The organism is Dokdonia genika (genome assembly GCF_042652845.1).
Taxonomy (GTDB): Bacteria; Bacteroidota; Bacteroidia; order Flavobacteriales; family Flavobacteriaceae; genus Dokdonia; species Dokdonia donghaensis.
The window spans coordinates 199,031-216,146 of the sequence record NZ_JBHSHB010000016.1 but is presented as its reverse complement, the minus strand read 5'-3'; the positions used below and the strand labels follow the sequence as shown (position 1 = coordinate 216,146).

Here is a 17,116-nt window from a genome sequence, read left to right as displayed (position 1 = left end):
ATAAACATATGCGTTGCCTACTAGTTCTTTTTATATCGATAGCTATACTTTCTTGTAAAGAAGAAAAACCGCTTGTAGAAACCACTATAGAAGATGTAAATTTTATCCCCATACCTAATGAGGTAAAAGCGCACCCGTATGGTTTTCTTTTTGATATAGAAACAGTAATAGTAAGTGACACGCTCACAGAAGTTAGAAATGTGGCTAGTGATTTTAAAAAGTACTTTAAGGCAACACCATTTTTAAAAGAAGCCGTACAAACCACCCAGAAAAAAGAAAATGTTATCTCATTTTCTCTGGTCTCTCCAGATAGTATTCAATCTGAAGAGGGTTATGTGCTAGACATAACGCATCATAAAATTGCCCTTGCAGGATCTACAGAAGCGGGACTTTTTAAAGGTGTGCAAACATTAACCCAGCTACTTCCAGACAGTCTAATAGCTGCTAAGCGTATGGATAGTCTTGTTATACCGGGTATACGTATTGTAGATGAGCCTAGATTTGCATATAGAGGGATGATGCTTGATGTAGCCAGACACTTTTTTACCGTAAACCAAGTAAAGCGTGTCATAGATCAAATGGCGTCTTATAAGCTCAACAAGCTACACTTGCACCTTACAGATGATCAAGGATGGCGTATTGAAATTAAATCTTGGCCCAAACTTACAGAGATAGGAGGAAGCTCATCTGTACGTGATGAGAGTCCAGGCTTTTACACACAAGAAGATTACAAGGAAATTGTGGCTTATGCACAAAGTAAATATATTACGGTAATTCCCGAAATAGATATGCCAGGTCATACTAATGCAGCTCTTGCATCATACCCAGAGCTTAATTGCAATGGCAAAGCGACAAAACTTTATAGAGGTATGCGTGTAGGTTTTAGTACGCTATGTGTAGATAAAGATATCACGTATAAGTTTATAGATGATGTAATAAGAGAAGTAGCAGCAATAACTCCTGGAGAGTATATACATCTAGGCGGTGATGAATCTCACGTTACTTCAAAAAAGGACTATAATATATTTTTGCACAAGGTTTTTCCTATTGTAAAAAAGTATGGTAAAAGTGTTGTGGGCTGGGAAGAAATACAAAGTGCAAATATAGATAGTACCTACGTAATACAGCACTGGCAAAAAGAAGCTACCGCTCAAAAAGGAATCGATAAAGGGGCAAAAGTGATTCTCTCACCGGCTAAGAAGATGTACTTAGATATGAAATATACAAAACTGTCTCCCATAGGTCTTACTTGGGCGGGTATGGTAGAGGTAGATAGTGCTTACATCTGGCAACCGTCTTCTATATTTAAGGATATAGATACCTCGCAATTACTAGGTTTAGAATCACCATTATGGGCAGAGACAATACAAACATCAGACGATATTGAGTATCTGGCCTTTCCTAGAGTTATAGGACACGCAGAATTAGGCTGGAGTAATCCAGCAAATTATAATTGGGATAATTACCGAGTGAGATTACAAAAACACTATGCTAGAATGGATATATTAGGTGTAAACTTCTATAAATCTCCACTTATTAATACTTCTCTTAAGCAGTAGTTTTGCGATCATCATATTTTAGTTGCTCACTTATAGCCCATTTTACAGCTTCTTCTAAATCAAAGAATTTTTTAATTTTTGATTTGAAAAATAAACGTTCTAGTAAAATATTAGATCGTTCTTGCTGGCTGTATGAGACCACAGCAAAAGCACTAATAAAGTTTTTAGCTTTAAAAAACTTAAGCCAGTCTTGAGGAACAAGTGAGTATGGATGTACTCTGTTAGAAATATAAGCTATCTTTTGACCTACCCCATAGTATGACTCTGCAATAGCAATAATTTCTTGAGCCATCTCCCAGTCAAACAACACCCCTTCTTTAACTTCTGATATGATAAAATTATCAAAGAAGTAAAAAGTGCCATTATCTAGAATATAGATGTCTTGTAATTCGTAATTAAGATTTGATTCGGATACTAACATATGTCAAAATTAAATCTTTAGTAATAATCTGAAATTTAAAAATTTATGATGAATGTGTCAATAGATAACAAGATTAAAAAACCCGATAAAGTGCTATAAATGAGTAAAATATTGTGTTATTCACAGCCACTAGTGAACCCTGTTGCATCAAAAGAGGTTTGAACAATACCATCTCTGTCACCAGTTATGACTTGTATAATAAGATCATTATCACCACTACCATCACGTTTTGGGCTACAATATTCAAAAAGATAGAAACTATTTGCCTGCCCAGCGACTCCGTTTGATATGTCATTAAAAACAGCTTCCAGTTCGTTACTATTTTCGGCAAAAGCGCTACCCGTTTTACCTATAGCTGTTAGAACCTCCTCATCTATTTCTGAGCCTAAACCTATGGTAAAAAAACTTATATCTTCTCCGGCGTTACTTACAGCATCTAGTGCTTCTTGCTCACTATATCTAGCAGCTTGATCTGTTCCATCTGTAAATATTACGACAGATGCAGCTGCAAATAAATCTTCATTTTCTAAGGTATCTACTATATTTTCGGCATTTGTAGCTGCTTTTATTACAGCTCCATACAAGTCTGTAGAGGGGTCATTACTTATATCATCTGTAATGCCATCTATAGCCTCTTGAAGTTGAGTAGCGCTCGTAGTGAGTGGTTGCAACTCGTGTAGTACATCTTCTCCATCAAACCAATAAATAGCCATTTTAAAAGATTCTGTAGGTACGGCTGGCATCACATTAGTAATAAAACTGGTAGAGGCCTGCTTTAATTCTTGTAGACTTGAACTCAACACGCTATTACTTAAATCAAGAACAAGGAGTGTATTGTTTGAAAATATTTGAGCATTAGGAGATATCGCGGCAGATGCTTCTGAGCTAGAAATCTCATTATAACAATCATCATTACGACCTTGTTCAAATATGGTAAAGTTAGAAGGAGTTAATCCGGCCACAGGGCTTCCATCTGTGCCATTTACTTTAAAAAATACAGAAACCTTAGAGGGTAAGGTTGTGTATGATTCTTGAATTGTAATATCTAATTCTTGAGTGCCTAAGTTAAGACAGGCTATGCTATCATCACCACCTCCGTCATCGTCTCTTGAGCTACAAGAGGTTAAAATTGAAATACTTAAAAGGGCAAAAATTGCGATGTATAATTTCATAATTATTCATTTGGGATTGATGCTTAGAGAACGTCTTACTTTTCTATTTATTTCTTCCATTCTGTAATGTATGCATCTTTTTCACTATTCAATTAAGGGCTAATGAGTTGTAAATATTTTATATTTGAATGTTGGTAAAAGTGATTACGCTTTCGCGAAAGCGTACTAATAGTAACTAATGGCACACTTTGTGTAATACCCTAATTACATAAAGTCATATTGTAAAAACGTATTACATCCCTTGAAAACCTTTTCTCCCATAACGTTATCTCTCATTGTAGCATTGCTACTTGTATGCGTTACAACCACTGCCACAGCACAGATAGATGCGCCCAGAGCCTCTATAGAAATAAAAGGAGAACAACCCAATGAGGTGCCTACAGAGGTTTTTATGTCACCTACAGCTCCAAAAAAGGATAACACGATCCAGTCTGGATCTCTTGTTTTTAAGAGTAAGATAAAGTTAAGCGACCCTTTTGCTGCAAAAGAAAAACGTGAAATCAATCTTATAAAAGGAGACGATTTTGCAAAAAAAGACTTTAGTGCACTTGAGAATAAAATGAATAACTCAAATGCAAAAGATAAAGAAAAGTTAAGGCCAGAGTATTATAGAGATCAATATCTAGGAGATTTTAAAAGTGGCTCTAAGTTTGTAAACTTTACATATCGTGATCACGGTACTGTAGATGGTGACCTTGTGAGTGTAAGCGTTAATGGTACAGTGGTTCACCCCCGTATCTTTTTAGAAGGAGAGTTTCAAGGTTTTTATCTTGATCTTGTAAAAGGGTTTAATAAAATAGAAGTAAAGGCTTTAAATCAAGGTTCTGTAGGAGCAAATACTGCACAGTTTGTGATGTATGATGATGAGCGACAGGTCATCTCGTCAAACGCTTGGTTTCTTGCTTCTGGATTTACCGCTACCGTTATTATAGTAAAAGAAGAGTAATCTACTCCTCAAAGGATTGCATAGATACCAGTTTGTGGTACATTCCTTTCTGATTTATTAATTCTTGGTGTTTTCCTTGTTCTACAATTTCACCTTTTTGCATAACCACAATCTCATCTGCATTTTGAATAGTTGAGAGTCTGTGAGCAATCACAATAGAGGTGCGATTCTTCATCATATTTTCTAGTGCCTTTTGCACGAGACGCTCACTCTCTGTATCAAGAGCAGAGGTAGCTTCATCAAGTATCATAATAGGCGGGTTTTTAAGCACTGCTCTCGCGATAGACAGTCGCTGCTTTTGTCCACCACTTAGCTTGTTACCACTATCACCTATATTAGTGTCAAGACCCTCTGGAAGCTCTTTTACAAACTCCCAAGCATTTGCAATTTTAAGCGATTCTATAATTTCCTCATCTGTTGCAGTTGCTTTACCTACAATCATATTATTGCGTAGTGAATCGTTAAATAGAATAGCATCTTGTGTTACAATACCTATATTTTTTCTTAAGTCTTTAAGAGACATATCGCGTATGTCTACTCCATCTACTGTAATATCACCAGACACAACATCATAAAAACGGGTAAGTAGGTTTGCAATGGTACTCTTACCAGAACCAGACTGGCCTACTAGTGCAACTGTTTTGCCTTTTGGGACGTTAAGTGTGAAATTCTTAAGAACTAGTTGTTCTTCATACTTAAATGAAATATTATTAATTGCAATAGCCTTTGCAAAGCCTTCTACCGGTGTTGTGATGTCTTTATTTGTAATCCTATTTTCTGTTTCAAGAATTTCTAGAATACGTTGCGCAGAGGCATTACCACGTTTAACACTGTAACTAGCTTTAGAAAATGCTTTAGCTGGCGTTAATATCCCATAAGCGAGTCCCATAAATGCAATAAAGGTAGGGCCATCTAGAGTTTCTTCTGTAAGCACCATATTACCACCAAACCATAGTAAAACACCTATCACCACAATTCCTAAAAACTCACTTGTAGGCGAGGCAAGAGCCTGGCGTTGCATCAAACTGTTTGCATAATCATTAAAGCGCTTTGTGCTCGTGTTAAAGCTATTTTGAAAACGATCTTCGGCATTAAAACTTTTTATGATTTTGAGTCCGCCTAGAGTTTCTTCTAGTTTTGATAAAATCTCTCCTTGCTCACGTTGCACACGGTCAGACTTCCTTTTGAGTCTTTTACCTATAAGTGATATTACAAATCCCATAATAGGTATAAACGTAAGTACAAATACTGCCAGCTGCGGGCTGAGTAAAAACATAGTTCCCAGCGCAAATATGATGGTAAGAGGCTCTCGTACAATGAGCTCTAGTATGCTTAAAAATGAATGCTGTACCTCCTGAACATCTGATGTGACACGAGCAATGGTGTCACCCTTTCGTTTTTCTGTAAAGTATGCCACAGGTAGTGAGACAATTTTCTCATACATAGCATTTCTAATATCCATCAAGACGCCATTTCTTAAAAAGGTAATGAAGTACATCGCTAGATAACCGAAAAGGTTTTTGAGTAAGAATACCGCAATCACAAATCCTATCATTAGCGTGAGGGCTTGCACTTTATCATCTTTTGCAATTTCTGTGACATAATATCCCAGAGAGTCTTCCATAAAGTCTTTTGCTTTGAGAAGGCCGTTCCACTCTGGTTTTTCGGTAACTGTTTTTGTTTTATCAAAAAGGACCTGTAGCATAGGTATAAGTGCTACAAAACCTAAGGTGCTAAATAATGCATAAAAGACATTACAAATGATATTGAGAATCCCATATCCCTTGTAAGGCATTGCGTAAGAAATAATCTTCTTAAAATATTCCATAAAGTATGTGTGCGCTTTCGCGAAAGCTAAAAAAGTTTATACCCCTAATGCAGTTTTTATACCAGCAATGCGATTTTCTAGTATAGCAGAAACACTGTCATACTCTCCTAGTGTAGTAAGCGGTGTATGAACGCTTATATAAAATTTGATTTTGGGTTCTGTACCACTTGGTCTAGCAGCTACTTTACTACCATCTTGAGTGTAATAAATAAGCACGTTAGACTTAGGTATGTCAATGGTAGTAGTCTTTCCAGTGGTTAGATCAAGTGATGTAGACGCTTGATAATCTTCTACGCGCGTCACCTTACTGCCATTTATTTCTTGCATAGGGTTCTCGCGTAGGTCTTTGAGCATTTGTTTTATTTCGGCTGCGCCAGATTGTCCTTTTTTAACAAGTGAGATAAGCGTTTCTTGATAAAAGCCGTGCTTTAGGTAAAGCGTTTTAAGTTTTTCAAATAGTGTTTGTCCATTTTTCTTTGCTTCGGCTGCAATGGTACAAGCGAGTAGGGTAGCAGTTACGGCGTCTTTATCTCTCACAAAATCACCTACCATAAAGCCAAAGCTTTCTTCACCACCACCTATAAAGTGTTGTTGTGGGTAGTCTTCAATCATTTTTGCTATCCACTTAAAGCCAGTAAGTCCAGTTTTACATTCTACATTATAAGAGGCAGCAAGTACATCCATCATAGGTGTAGATACGATTGTACTCCCTACAAATGGTTGTGGGTGCTGGTTTGCGCTTTCGCGAAAGCGTTCTAAAAGATAATCTGTCATTAAGATCATAGTCTGGTTACCGTTTAAGATGGTAAGTTTACCATTATCACCTCTTACAGCTATACCCAGGCGATCACAATCTGGATCTGTACCTATCACGATATCTGCTCCTTCTTTTTCTCCTAGCTCTAAAGCCATTTTAAGAGCAGCAGTCTCCTCTGGGTTAGGAGATACCACAGTAGGGAAGTTACCATCTGGTATTTCTTGTTCTTTTACAATAGATAGGTTTGTAAAACCAGCCTGCTTTAAAGTGTCTGGTACTAGTGTTATAGAAGTCCCGTGTAAAGAAGTAAATACGATACCTAAATCTTCTTTGGTTTTATTGTCAAAACCAAAAGATACCTTTGCAACACTTGCGTCTATAAAAGCTTTATCTACTGCGGTGTCAATACGCTCTATGAGATCATCATTACCCTTAAACTTTATATCACTAAAGTCCAATGCATCTATGGTTTTAATTATTGCAGCATCTTGTGGTGGCACTAGTTGCCCTCCATCTTGCCAGTATACTTTATAACCGTTATACTCTGGTGGGTTATGACTCGCAGTGAGCACGATACCACAGTGACAGTTTAAGTGTCTCACAGCAAAGCTAAGCTCTGGTGTAGGTCTCAGGTCTGAAAATAAGAAAACCTTAATGCCATTTGCCGAAAATACATCTGCTACAACTTGTGCTAGTTCTTTACTATTGTGACGACAGTCATAAGCTATGGCGACACTTATTTGCTCATCTGTAAACTGAGTATATAGGTAGTCTGAGAGTCCCTGAGTGTTTTTACCTAGGGTGTACTTATTAATTCTATTGGTTCCTGCGCCCATAACACCGCGCATACCTCCTGTACCAAATTCTAGATTTTTATAAAAACTATCTGCTAGCTCCTCTGGGTTATGAGCTATGCTATCTTTAATGCTTTGCTGTGTCTGTGCATCAAAAGTGTCAGTAAGCCAGGCATTTGCCTTTTCTAAAATTGCAGGATCGTGGTATACCATAATATTCTATTTGTTAGAGTAACAAAAGTACGGTTTTGTGTTAATTTTTATCGGGAAATACCAATTTCTCATAAATAGATTTGATATTTGAAAGATGCCACTTAAAAGTCTGACATTATTTTTTCTGCTATTTACCACTGTTGCGTTTAGTCAACTAGAGGCATCTAAATGGTATTTTGGTAATGGGGCAGGGTTAGATTTTTCTGAGGGTTGTGCAATGTCTTTTAATGGTAGTGTTATAAATACCATTGAAAGTAGCTGTGCTATTAGTACTTCACTAGGGGCATTACTCTTTTATAGTGATGGTCGCACAGTGTATAGAGCAGACAACCAGATAATGGAAAATGGAGAGGAATTGCTAGGAGAGTTTTCTTCTACAAACGGAACATTGATTCTACCTGCACCTGGAAGTTTCACCCGATATTACATATTTACAGCAGACGCTGCTCAAAACTATTTTGTTAATGGCGTGGGTAATGGTATTAATTACTCAATTGTTGATATGAATGCTGGAGGAGGAAATGGAGCTGTTATTGAAAAAAATGTCAATATCTTAAATCAAGGTTCTGAAAAACTTACTGCGGTTAAAAGTCCCAATGGCTACTGGTTGCTTACTCACTTTCAAAATAGCTTTTATGCATATCCCGTTACAGCAGCAGGAGTGGGGACACCAGTTATTACAACTATAGGACCAGATATTTCAGATTTTAGAAACATAAGGGGAGCTATAAAATTTTCTCCAGACGGATCTAAGGTTGCTATATGTCATTCATATTTTGAGCCAGTGCTCTCTGGAGAGTTATTATTATATGATTTTAATATAAATACAGGTGTTCTAAGTAACGAACAATTACTAGGAAATGACGTGGTGTACTACGGAGCGTCTTTTTCTCCTAACTCTCAAGTATTGTATACCTCAGGTAAAGTTCCAATAAATGGAGGCCAAGAGACCGGTAATTCTCGCATATTTCAATATAACCTTCAAGCTGCAGATATACCTGCATCACGTATACAACTAGCAGATTATCTATCAAGTCCATTTGTTAATCTTGCAGGGTTGCTGCAACTAGCTATAGATGGTAAATTGTATCATAGTTTTAGTGGGATACGACTCTCTGCTATATCATTACCAAATAGAGTGGGTGATGATTGTAATTTCCAATACAGAGCAGTGGGGCTAGGTCTTAATACCTCTTCATTAGGTTTGCCTCCTAGCAATGAGGAGTATTTTAGAAATATTATTGAATATGAAAACCTATGTGGAGGAGATAGTACACTATTTAGTCTTAATACACCTCAAATTATAACAGGCGTACAATGGAATTTTGGTGACCCAGCATCTGGCATTGCAAACCAAAGTACTGAGCTGGCCCCTTCTCACGTTTTTTCTGATGTAGGTACATTTACAGTCACGGCTCAAGTTACTTTTGCATCTGGAGAGGTTGAAGTTTATAGAGTTATAGTAAAGAGTATTGTAGCGCCAGACCTTATGCCTGGTGAACTATTTCAATGTGACGTAGATGGTAACATTGATGGAATTTCTCAATTTAATTTATTTGATGCTCTTGATGTATTATTTATACAAAATACAAACGTTACTGGTGGTGTTAACTTGACTTTTTACGAAAGCGAAACAGATGCAATACTTGCTCAAAATCCAATTACAAACCCAACAAATTATGTTAACCTCTCTAATGGTCAAGTAATTTACGCTAGCATTGCCCCATCATTAGACTGTGCGCGAACTACAGAAGTAACTTTAAATGTAGATTTAGGTGAGCCTCTAGAGGATATAGAGCTGCTTGTATGTCCATCTGTAGAGGGAGAAAACTCATCGGTAGTACAAGTAGAAAACATTCTCGATGCTTTACAAGATATATATCCCAATACTCTAGTACGGCTATTTGAATCTCTAGAATTTGCAGGATTACAAACTAATGAAATTGTGGGTTCTGTGTTGTTTAGTTTTAATGATCCTAACATTTTGTATTATAGACTAGGTGAGCCAGATGAGTGTATAGGTATAGGTAAAATTATGATAACACTTAGTGACCCCCTAGACTTAGAAAACCAAGAACTCGTGGTTTGTTTTACAGAAGAGGGCACTATATTAGAGGGGCCAGAAGGGTTTATGGAGTATGAGTGGAGTACTGGAGAGACCACAAAAGATTTATTTATAACAGAAGCTGGAGTTTATACACTAGATGTCACCTTATTTGCAGGTTGTAGTGGTTCACTATACTATGAAGTTGTAGCAGGACCTCAGTTACAAGTAGAGGTTAACGTTAATGACTTTTTACAGAGCAATACAATAACTATAGATGCTTATCTGGCAGAGGGAAATATTTATTACAGTATAGATGGAGGTAGTACTTTTAGTACGTCTAATGTGTTTGCAGATTTGCCTCCCGGTATCTATCAAATTGCAGTGAGAGATGAGGTGGGTTGTAATTATATTACAAGAGAGGTAGAAGTAAGGGGTGCACCTAAGTTCTTCACGCCTAACAGCGACGGCTACAATGACACTTGGCACGTTATAAATGCTCAAAATTATCCAGGATTGACCGTAGAGGTATTTGATAGATTTGGAAAAAAAATGACCTCACTCACAAGTAACTCCTCAGGATGGGATGGTACCCACAACGGTAAAAAGCTAGAAACCAATACCTACTGGTATAAAATCACCTATGAAGAAAGAACTACATATGGTTTCTTTACTTTAATAACAAGAGGTGACTTATAGAGTTTCTTTTATGTGATATCGCTGCTTTTCTCTCTTTGTACGTAAGATGAGTTCTCCTATAAAACCAGCTATAAATAGTTGGATACCTATAAGCATAGATACAAGAGAGATATAAAACTGTGGTCTTTGTGTAATGAGCCTCCCTGCTTTATTTAAGAATAGCTTATCAATACCTAGATAGGCTGCAAAGCCAAAACCTACTATAAACATCACCACGCCCAGTGCTCCAAAGAGGTGCATAGGTCGCTTACCAAAACTACCTAAAAACCAAATAGTCAATAGGTCAAGAAAACCGTTTAAAAAACGTTCCATCCCAAACTTAGTCTCCCCATACTTGCGAGCTTGATGCTGTACAACCTTTTCACCTATGTTAGAAAAACCAGCATTCTTAGCCAGTACAGGGATGTATCTGTGCATCTCGCCATAAACATCCACCGTTTTTATAACTTCATTTTTATAAGCCTTAAGACCGCAGTTAAAGTCGTGTAGTTTAAGACCACTTGTTTTGCGAGCGGCGGCATTAAAGAGTTTTGAAGGTAAGTTTTTTGCAATTACAGAGTCGTAGCGTTTCTTTTTCCACCCAGAGACAAGATCATAATTTTGTTCTGTAATCATTTTATAGAGCTCAGGGATCTCTTCGGGGTTATCTTGAAGGTCTGCATCCATTGTGATAATTACATCACCTTCGGCAGCTTTAAAACCAGCGTGTAGCGCTTGTGATTTCCCAAAATTGCGATTAAAACGTATCGCTTTTATGTTGTTACGCTTTCGCGAAAGCGTACTTATCACCTCCCAAGAACCATCTGTACTGCCATCATCTACAAATATAATTTCATAAGAAAAACCATTGGAATCCAGGGTTTCTGAAATCCAATGGTGTAATTCATTTAGTGATTCTTCCTCGTTGAGCAGAGGGATAACAACAGATATTTGCATATGTATTTTCTAAGCGTCTGCGTGCGGGTTCTCTTTCTTTAATATTAATCCAGCTATAAGCGATATGATAAAACCAAAAAACAGAGACATCATTATAGCTACTGGTAACATAAAGCTAATCTTTGTGAAAGGCTCTTGAAAAGAAATAGATTGGTCTAATTGTGCATCACTCATATCTGGGTACATCTCGATTATTTGATCACGAGCCGCATCTAGTGCAAGTTCAGAATAATTAGGTTCTAGCACTTGGGTGAGTATAAGAAGCCATATACCTCCTAGTAGTGCTGCTATAAGTGATACGCCAAGTCCAATTTTTATCGATTGGCCAAGCTTCATAAAGCCACCATTACCTTGTTTAAAAGCTTTTAGAGCCATTACGATTATAATGATTGTAATCACAAAGTTTAAAACACCTAGTGACCAGTGTGGTGCAAGAAAATTATCTGTGACATAAAGTACAACATTGAAGAGTATAGATATTACACCAAGTACGACACCGAATTTAATCATTACATCTTTGATAGTAGTCGTGTTTGTAGTTTCAATTTTCATAATAGTATGATGGTTTGGTTATGGCTAGTTAGTACACAAATATACGATATCGTTACATCGAGCCTATAAAAATCGTAACTTCGTATAATAGGTGAGAATTATTTTAAATAATAGTTGTAGTTTTTTAAAAATTATGTAAATTTGCACCTCGAAAAATCGAATATTAAAGCACTGAATTAAGATGAAAGCAGGAATACACCCAGAAAATTTTAGAGTAGTAGCATTTAAGGATATGTCTAACGATGAGGTGTTCTTAACTAAGTCTGCTGCAGATACAAAAGAAACAATTGAGATAGAAGGAACTGAGTATCCTTTAATCAAACTTGAAATCTCAAGAACGTCACACCCATTCTACACTGGTAAAGCTAAGCTAGTAGATACAGCTGGACGTATTGACAAGTTCAAAAACAAATACGCTAAGTTTAAGAAGTAATTCTTATACTTTAATTTATAAAAAAAGCCTCCTTATTCAAGGAGGCTTTTTTTGTGCAAAAAATTAACATATTAAGCACAATAATATTTTTCTATAGATAATAGTAAAAATAACGCAACCTACAGGCAAATAGTAGTCTTATAGGTATAAACAAACATTCAATAATCATCAATTAAATTTTATCTATGAAACTATCACACATAATACTCTCAATTTTTGCACTTCTAGTTTTTGCTAGTTGCGATAATGAAGATGTAGACGATTTAAATCAAACCACAACAGCAGATCTTATTGCCGAAGAATCAAATCTTTTTGACCTTTTAGATCAGGTAGTAAAAGATGATCCCAATGAAGTAGACATTACGTGTATAGACTTTATATACTCTTTTATTGTAATAGTGTATAATGAAGACTTGCAGATAATATCATCACAAACAGTATCTAATGATGGAGAGTTTAGTACTATACTGAGCAATATTGAAGCAAATCAGTTTATAAATGTCAGTTTTCCTATCACGAGTGAGCTAGAAGACGGGACTACTTTTCAAGTAAATAATAAAGAAGAGCTAGAAGCGGCTATACTTGCTTGCAAGGCAGAAGAGGAGGAAGAACTCATAAATGAGTGTACTGGGTTATTCCTAGAGTGCGTATGGGAGGTAGCATTACCAGATGATGTAGCTTTTAGTACATATACAAATGCTGTATTTGATAATGAAGATGATGGTACTACAGATTTATATTACAGAGGAGTCTCTTATAATGGTACTTGGACGGTCTATCTAATAGAAGGTGAACTTCATATAAACATTAACCTTCAAGGTGAAGGTGATGTGCAGTCTGCTTGGAATTTTGATTGGAAAACAGTCATCCAGAGTAACGACACTATGACAATTACAAATGATGAGGGTGTCTCCTTTGTGCTCAATAAAGAATGTGATGAGGCAAACTATTGTAAAACGTTAGACTTTGAGAGTTGTATTATAGATGGAGAATCTTCATTTACATTATCAGATTATGATGATTGTGTCATAATTATAGCGGCACCACAACAAGAAGTAGATGAGGTTACGGGTGAGGTATCACCACTAGTAGAGTGGGATATTACCTACTATGATTCTCAAAGTGATGCAGATGCTGCAATTAATATACTTGCAGATCAATATATTATAAGTGCTACAGCGGGAACTCAAGTAGTTTATGCCCGTATTGAAAACCCAGAAACACTTGAGTATACAGTTGCTACTATAAACTTAATTCCAGAAGATTGTGAGTAAGCGAAGCTATCGCAGTACTGAGTAAGCGATATATATGATATGGCTATCTTTATAGGTAGCCATATTTTTTTGATTCTTTTTTCTAGAATCTACATCTGTTAATCTGTGCAAAACCGCTTCAAATTCTTAAATTTGCAACCTTTACATACTACCAGAAAACTATGTTTGATAATTTAAGTGATAAGTTAGATAAAGCCCTCCACGTCTTAAAAGGACACGGAAGCATTACAGAAGTAAATGTAGCCGAAACTCTTAAGGAAGTACGTCGTGCGCTTATAGATGCAGATGTTAACTTTAAAACTGCCAAAGAATTTACAAATCGTGTAAAACAAAAGGCACTAGGATCTGACGTATTAACGACTCTTCAACCGGGTCAATTAATGGTTAAGATAGTAAAGGATGAGCTTACAGAGCTTATGGGAGGTGATGCTGCAGGCATAAACCTTTCTGCAACTCCGTCTATTATCCTTATGTCTGGGCTGCAAGGTTCTGGTAAAACAACCTTCTCTGGTAAACTGGCAAACTTTCTTAAAACTAAGAAAACTAAAAAACCACTTCTAGTAGCTTGTGATGTATATCGTCCAGCGGCAATAGACCAGCTACACGTAGTGGGAGACCAGATTAAGGTAGATGTATACTCAGACCGTGATGAGAAGAATCCTGTAAAAATTGCTCAAGATGGTATCGCTTTCGCGAAAGCAAACGGTCACAATGTAGTAATCATTGATACCGCAGGTCGTCTAGCAGTAGATGAGGCAATGATGAAAGAAATAGCAGATGTACACACTGCTATACAACCACAAGAGACACTTTTTGTAGTAGACTCAATGACAGGTCAAGATGCTGTAAATACAGCAAAAGCCTTTAATGATATTCTTAACTTTGACGGAGTTATACTTACAAAGTTAGATGGTGATACACGAGGTGGAGCCGCAATCTCTATAAAATCTGTAGTAGATAAACCTATTAAGTTTATAGGTACAGGAGAAAAGATGGAGGCTATAGATGTCTTTTATCCTTCTCGTATGGCAGACCGTATCTTAGGTATGGGAGATGTTGTCTCACTAGTAGAGAGAGCACAAGAGCAGTTTGATGAGGAAGAAGCTAGAAAGCTTCAAAAGAAGATAGCAAAGAACCAGTTTGGTTTTGACGATTTCTTAAAGCAAATCCAGCAAGTAAAGAAAATGGGTAATATGAAGGACCTAATGGGTATGATCCCAGGTGCCGGAAAAATGCTTAAGGATGTAGATATAGATGACGACGCTTTTAAACATATAGAAGCAATCATACACTCTATGACACCAGGAGAACGTGAAAACCCTTCTACTATAAATGCAAGTCGTAAAAAACGTATAGGAAAAGGATCTGGTACCTCTGTACAACAAGTAAACCAGTTGCTCAAGCAGTTTAACCAAATGAGCAAAATGATGAAAATGATGCAAGGCGGCGGTGGCCGAAAGATGATGCAGATGATGAATCAAATGAAATAGATTATAGATAGAGGCATCCTTAAAGGATGCCTTTGCTCTTTTATATACCTAACTAATCAAAATAATAAGTAGTCACTTATGGTAATTCTCGACGGTAAAAAAACCTCAAACGACATTAAAAACGAAATCAAAGCCGACGTTGATAAGATGAAGGCAAATAACGAGAAGGTGCCTCACCTTGCTGCAGTAATTGTAGGTAATGATGGTGCTTCTCTTACTTACGTGGGTAGCAAAGTGCGCGCTTGTGAGCGTGTAGGCTTTGAGTCTACTATGGTGCGTATGCCTAATACCACTAGTGAGATAGAGTTGCTAGATAAGATTGAGGAACTTAATGATAATGATGATATAGACGGTTTTATTGTACAGTTACCATTACCACCACAAATTAATACTCAAAAAGTACTACTAGCAGTAAACCCAGATAAAGATGTAGATGGTTTTCACCCTACAAACTTTGGAAAGATGTCACTAGATATGAGTACGTTTATACCTGCAACACCATTTGGTATATTAGAACTTATGGATCGTTATGGTGTAGAGACTAAGGGTAAACATACTGTGGTTATAGGTCGTAGTCATATAGTAGGAAGACCTATGAGTATCCTTATGGGGCGTAAAGGTTTTCCAGGAAACTCTACGGTGACTTTAACTCACAGTCACACAAAAAATATAACTCAGATTACTTCACAAGCAGATATTATTATCACTGCATTAGGTGTCCCTGGTTTCCTTAAAGCAGAGATGGTAAAAGATGATGCAGTAATTATAGATGTAGGTATCACACGTGTGCCAGACGAGTCTAGAGAGAGAGGGTATTACATCACAGGTGATGTAGATTTTGATGCTGTAAGTAAGAAAGCTAGTTTTATTACCCCAGTACCTGGTGGAGTAGGACCTATGACTATTGCTATGTTGCTTAAAAATACATTACTAGCAAGAGAGCGTCACAGAGCAATGTCTAAAAGTAAATAATTAATTATGCTTTGCTGCCCCAAAAAATATGGGGATAGCAATCATAAGCATAGTAGCAATGCCCATTATCGTTACAATCCAGTTGTAACGCTTTGTAAACAGTCTAGATATTGCATATATTATAATGGTCGCAATGCCTATAATGATAGGTATGTAAACAATAGACTGTGAAGACTTCTGTAGCGTTCCATAATCGCTGTATGATAACATTAAGGAACTTAGAAATATAAAAAAGCCCAAGGTGATTAGATTCCACTTTGGGCTTTTGCTTTTTTGACTAAAACTCATATTAATTGTATGCTTTTACATCTGTAAAATAGAGCCTAAAACTACCATCTTCACTTTTATGATCTGTAGCAATCTGTAAGCCATTTATATCTTCATAGCCTTCAAAAGTGGTAATCATAGACGGCTCGCTAGCATTTGCTTTTCTAAAAACCCACTCTGTGATACGGTAATCATCACCGTAGTAAAAATCATAAGCATCTCCTGGTGTATAACCACCTTCATCTCCATAAAGTAAGGTAAGTTTATGACTACGCTTTCGCGAAAGCGGACTCATAACACTATCATTTACAGTTACTGTTGTTCCTTCATCCCATAATATCTGGTAAGGTGCTAGTAGCCAGTATTTGTCATTTATAAAACCTTGGTCTGCCGCCATTGAGGTACTGTCTATGCTTGCACGATTGTAAGTAACGGTATCGCTGGCAGCGGTCATTGTTACTTCATTTTGTTTTGGTTTCCAAGACCAAGAACGCTTTGCAACGGTACTACCACCGCGATCTACATTAAAGGTAAAGTCTAGTTGTGTTACCTTATCCCAGTTTTCTATACCGTTTGCATAAGCAATTTTTTCGGCTTCGGTAGTGGGAGTAAATGTTACTTCTGCTTCATCTTGAGTACCTGTTGCTGTTTTTGAATTTTCATTACAACTTATCGTTATAGCAAAAAGAGATAGTAATGCGATGTATTTTTTCATAGTGGTAGTTATCTGGTTCAAAAATAACCAAAAAAAAGCCCCAT

15 protein-coding genes are annotated in these 17,116 nt (G+C 36.8%); 7 read left to right on the top strand and 8 right to left on the bottom strand.

All coding sequences use genetic code 11. From position 1 onward, the window contains the following. Positions 1 to 8: 8 nt before the first annotated feature. Positions 9 to 1,559 (top strand): family 20 glycosylhydrolase, encoded by a 1,551-nt coding sequence (locus ACFO5T_RS10635; protein WP_380034244.1) that lies wholly within the window; start codon positions 9 to 11, stop codon positions 1,557 to 1,559. Here ACFO5T_RS10635 and ACFO5T_RS10630 read toward each other — a convergent pair. Continuing rightward, the gene (locus tag ACFO5T_RS10630) at positions 1,549 to 1,980 is read right to left on the bottom strand and encodes a hypothetical protein (RefSeq protein ID WP_380034242.1); all 432 of its coding nucleotides are present in this window, start codon (positions 1,978 to 1,980) and stop codon (positions 1,549 to 1,551) included. The two genes, ACFO5T_RS10635 and ACFO5T_RS10630, sit on opposite strands and share 11 nt — an antisense overlap. 116 nt (positions 1,981 to 2,096) lie before the next feature. Beyond that, complete coding sequence (locus ACFO5T_RS10625) at positions 2,097 to 3,152, bottom strand: vWA domain-containing protein (RefSeq protein WP_380034240.1); 1,056 nt, start codon at positions 3,150 to 3,152, stop codon at positions 2,097 to 2,099. A 241-nt stretch (positions 3,153 to 3,393) separates the two neighbouring features. Here ACFO5T_RS10625 and ACFO5T_RS10620 point away from each other — a divergent pair, with 241 nt between their 5' ends. Then, positions 3,394 to 4,098, top strand: a complete 705-nt coding sequence (locus ACFO5T_RS10620; RefSeq protein ID WP_380034238.1) for a hypothetical protein — start codon at positions 3,394 to 3,396, stop codon at positions 4,096 to 4,098. Position 4,099: 1 nt separating this feature from the next. Here ACFO5T_RS10620 and ACFO5T_RS10615 read toward each other — a convergent pair whose 3' ends face one another. Continuing rightward, positions 4,100 to 5,926 carry an ABC transporter ATP-binding protein gene (locus ACFO5T_RS10615; protein WP_380034236.1) on the bottom strand — a complete coding sequence of 609 codons (1,827 nt, stop codon included), beginning with the start codon at positions 5,924 to 5,926 and terminating at the stop codon, positions 4,100 to 4,102. Positions 5,927 to 5,962: 36 nt separating this feature from the next. Then, the gene (locus ACFO5T_RS10610; protein WP_380034235.1) at positions 5,963 to 7,690 is read right to left on the bottom strand and encodes a phospho-sugar mutase; all 1,728 of its coding nucleotides are present in this window, start codon (positions 7,688 to 7,690) and stop codon (positions 5,963 to 5,965) included. Positions 7,691 to 7,784: 94 nt separating this feature from the next. Here ACFO5T_RS10610 and ACFO5T_RS10605 point away from each other — a divergent pair, with 94 nt between their 5' ends. Next, positions 7,785 to 10,433 (top strand): T9SS type B sorting domain-containing protein, encoded by a 2,649-nt coding sequence (locus ACFO5T_RS10605; RefSeq protein WP_380034233.1) that lies wholly within the window; start codon positions 7,785 to 7,787, stop codon positions 10,431 to 10,433. Here ACFO5T_RS10605 and ACFO5T_RS10600 read toward each other — a convergent pair. Beyond that, positions 10,428 to 11,369 carry a glycosyltransferase family 2 protein gene (locus tag ACFO5T_RS10600; RefSeq protein ID WP_380034231.1) on the bottom strand — a complete coding sequence of 314 codons (942 nt, stop codon included), beginning with the start codon at positions 11,367 to 11,369 and terminating at the stop codon, positions 10,428 to 10,430. The genes ACFO5T_RS10605 and ACFO5T_RS10600 overlap by 6 nt on opposite strands. Before the next feature lie 9 nt (positions 11,370 to 11,378). Then, complete coding sequence (locus ACFO5T_RS10595) at positions 11,379 to 11,921, bottom strand: DUF4199 domain-containing protein (RefSeq protein ID WP_380034229.1); 543 nt, start codon at positions 11,919 to 11,921, stop codon at positions 11,379 to 11,381. A gap of 181 nt (positions 11,922 to 12,102) precedes the next feature. On the opposite strand from ACFO5T_RS10595, the gene ACFO5T_RS10590 reads away from it, so the two are divergent. The 4 genes from ACFO5T_RS10590 to ACFO5T_RS10575 all read left to right on the top strand — a co-directional run bounded on the left by ACFO5T_RS10590 (position 12,103) and on the right by ACFO5T_RS10575 (position 16,090). After that, a complete protein-coding gene (locus tag ACFO5T_RS10590) occupies positions 12,103 to 12,354 on the top strand; it encodes a type B 50S ribosomal protein L31 (protein WP_021778754.1) in 252 nt (83 codons plus the stop codon). A gap of 185 nt (positions 12,355 to 12,539) precedes the next feature. Continuing rightward, positions 12,540 to 13,628, top strand: coding sequence for a hypothetical protein (locus ACFO5T_RS10585; protein WP_380034226.1), 1,089 nt, complete (start codon positions 12,540 to 12,542; stop codon positions 13,626 to 13,628). 161 nt (positions 13,629 to 13,789) lie between these two features. Further along, the gene (gene ffh / locus ACFO5T_RS10580) at positions 13,790 to 15,118 is read left to right on the top strand and encodes a signal recognition particle protein (protein ID WP_021778756.1); all 1,329 of its coding nucleotides are present in this window, start codon (positions 13,790 to 13,792) and stop codon (positions 15,116 to 15,118) included. A 78-nt stretch (positions 15,119 to 15,196) separates the two neighbouring features. Beyond that, the gene (locus ACFO5T_RS10575; protein WP_021778757.1) at positions 15,197 to 16,090 is read left to right on the top strand and encodes a bifunctional 5,10-methylenetetrahydrofolate dehydrogenase/5,10-methenyltetrahydrofolate cyclohydrolase; all 894 of its coding nucleotides are present in this window, start codon (positions 15,197 to 15,199) and stop codon (positions 16,088 to 16,090) included. Here the strand turns inward: ACFO5T_RS10575 and ACFO5T_RS10570 are convergent, their stop codons facing one another. Both ACFO5T_RS10570 and ACFO5T_RS10565 read right to left on the bottom strand, forming a co-directional pair. Further along, positions 16,091 to 16,300, bottom strand: a complete 210-nt coding sequence (locus ACFO5T_RS10570) for a hypothetical protein (protein ID WP_380034224.1) — start codon at positions 16,298 to 16,300, stop codon at positions 16,091 to 16,093. It abuts the gene before it with no gap. Between the two features lie 79 nt (positions 16,301 to 16,379). Further along, positions 16,380 to 17,072 (bottom strand): hypothetical protein, encoded by a 693-nt coding sequence (locus ACFO5T_RS10565; RefSeq protein ID WP_380034222.1) that lies wholly within the window; start codon positions 17,070 to 17,072, stop codon positions 16,380 to 16,382. Positions 17,073 to 17,116: the final 44 nt, after the last annotated feature.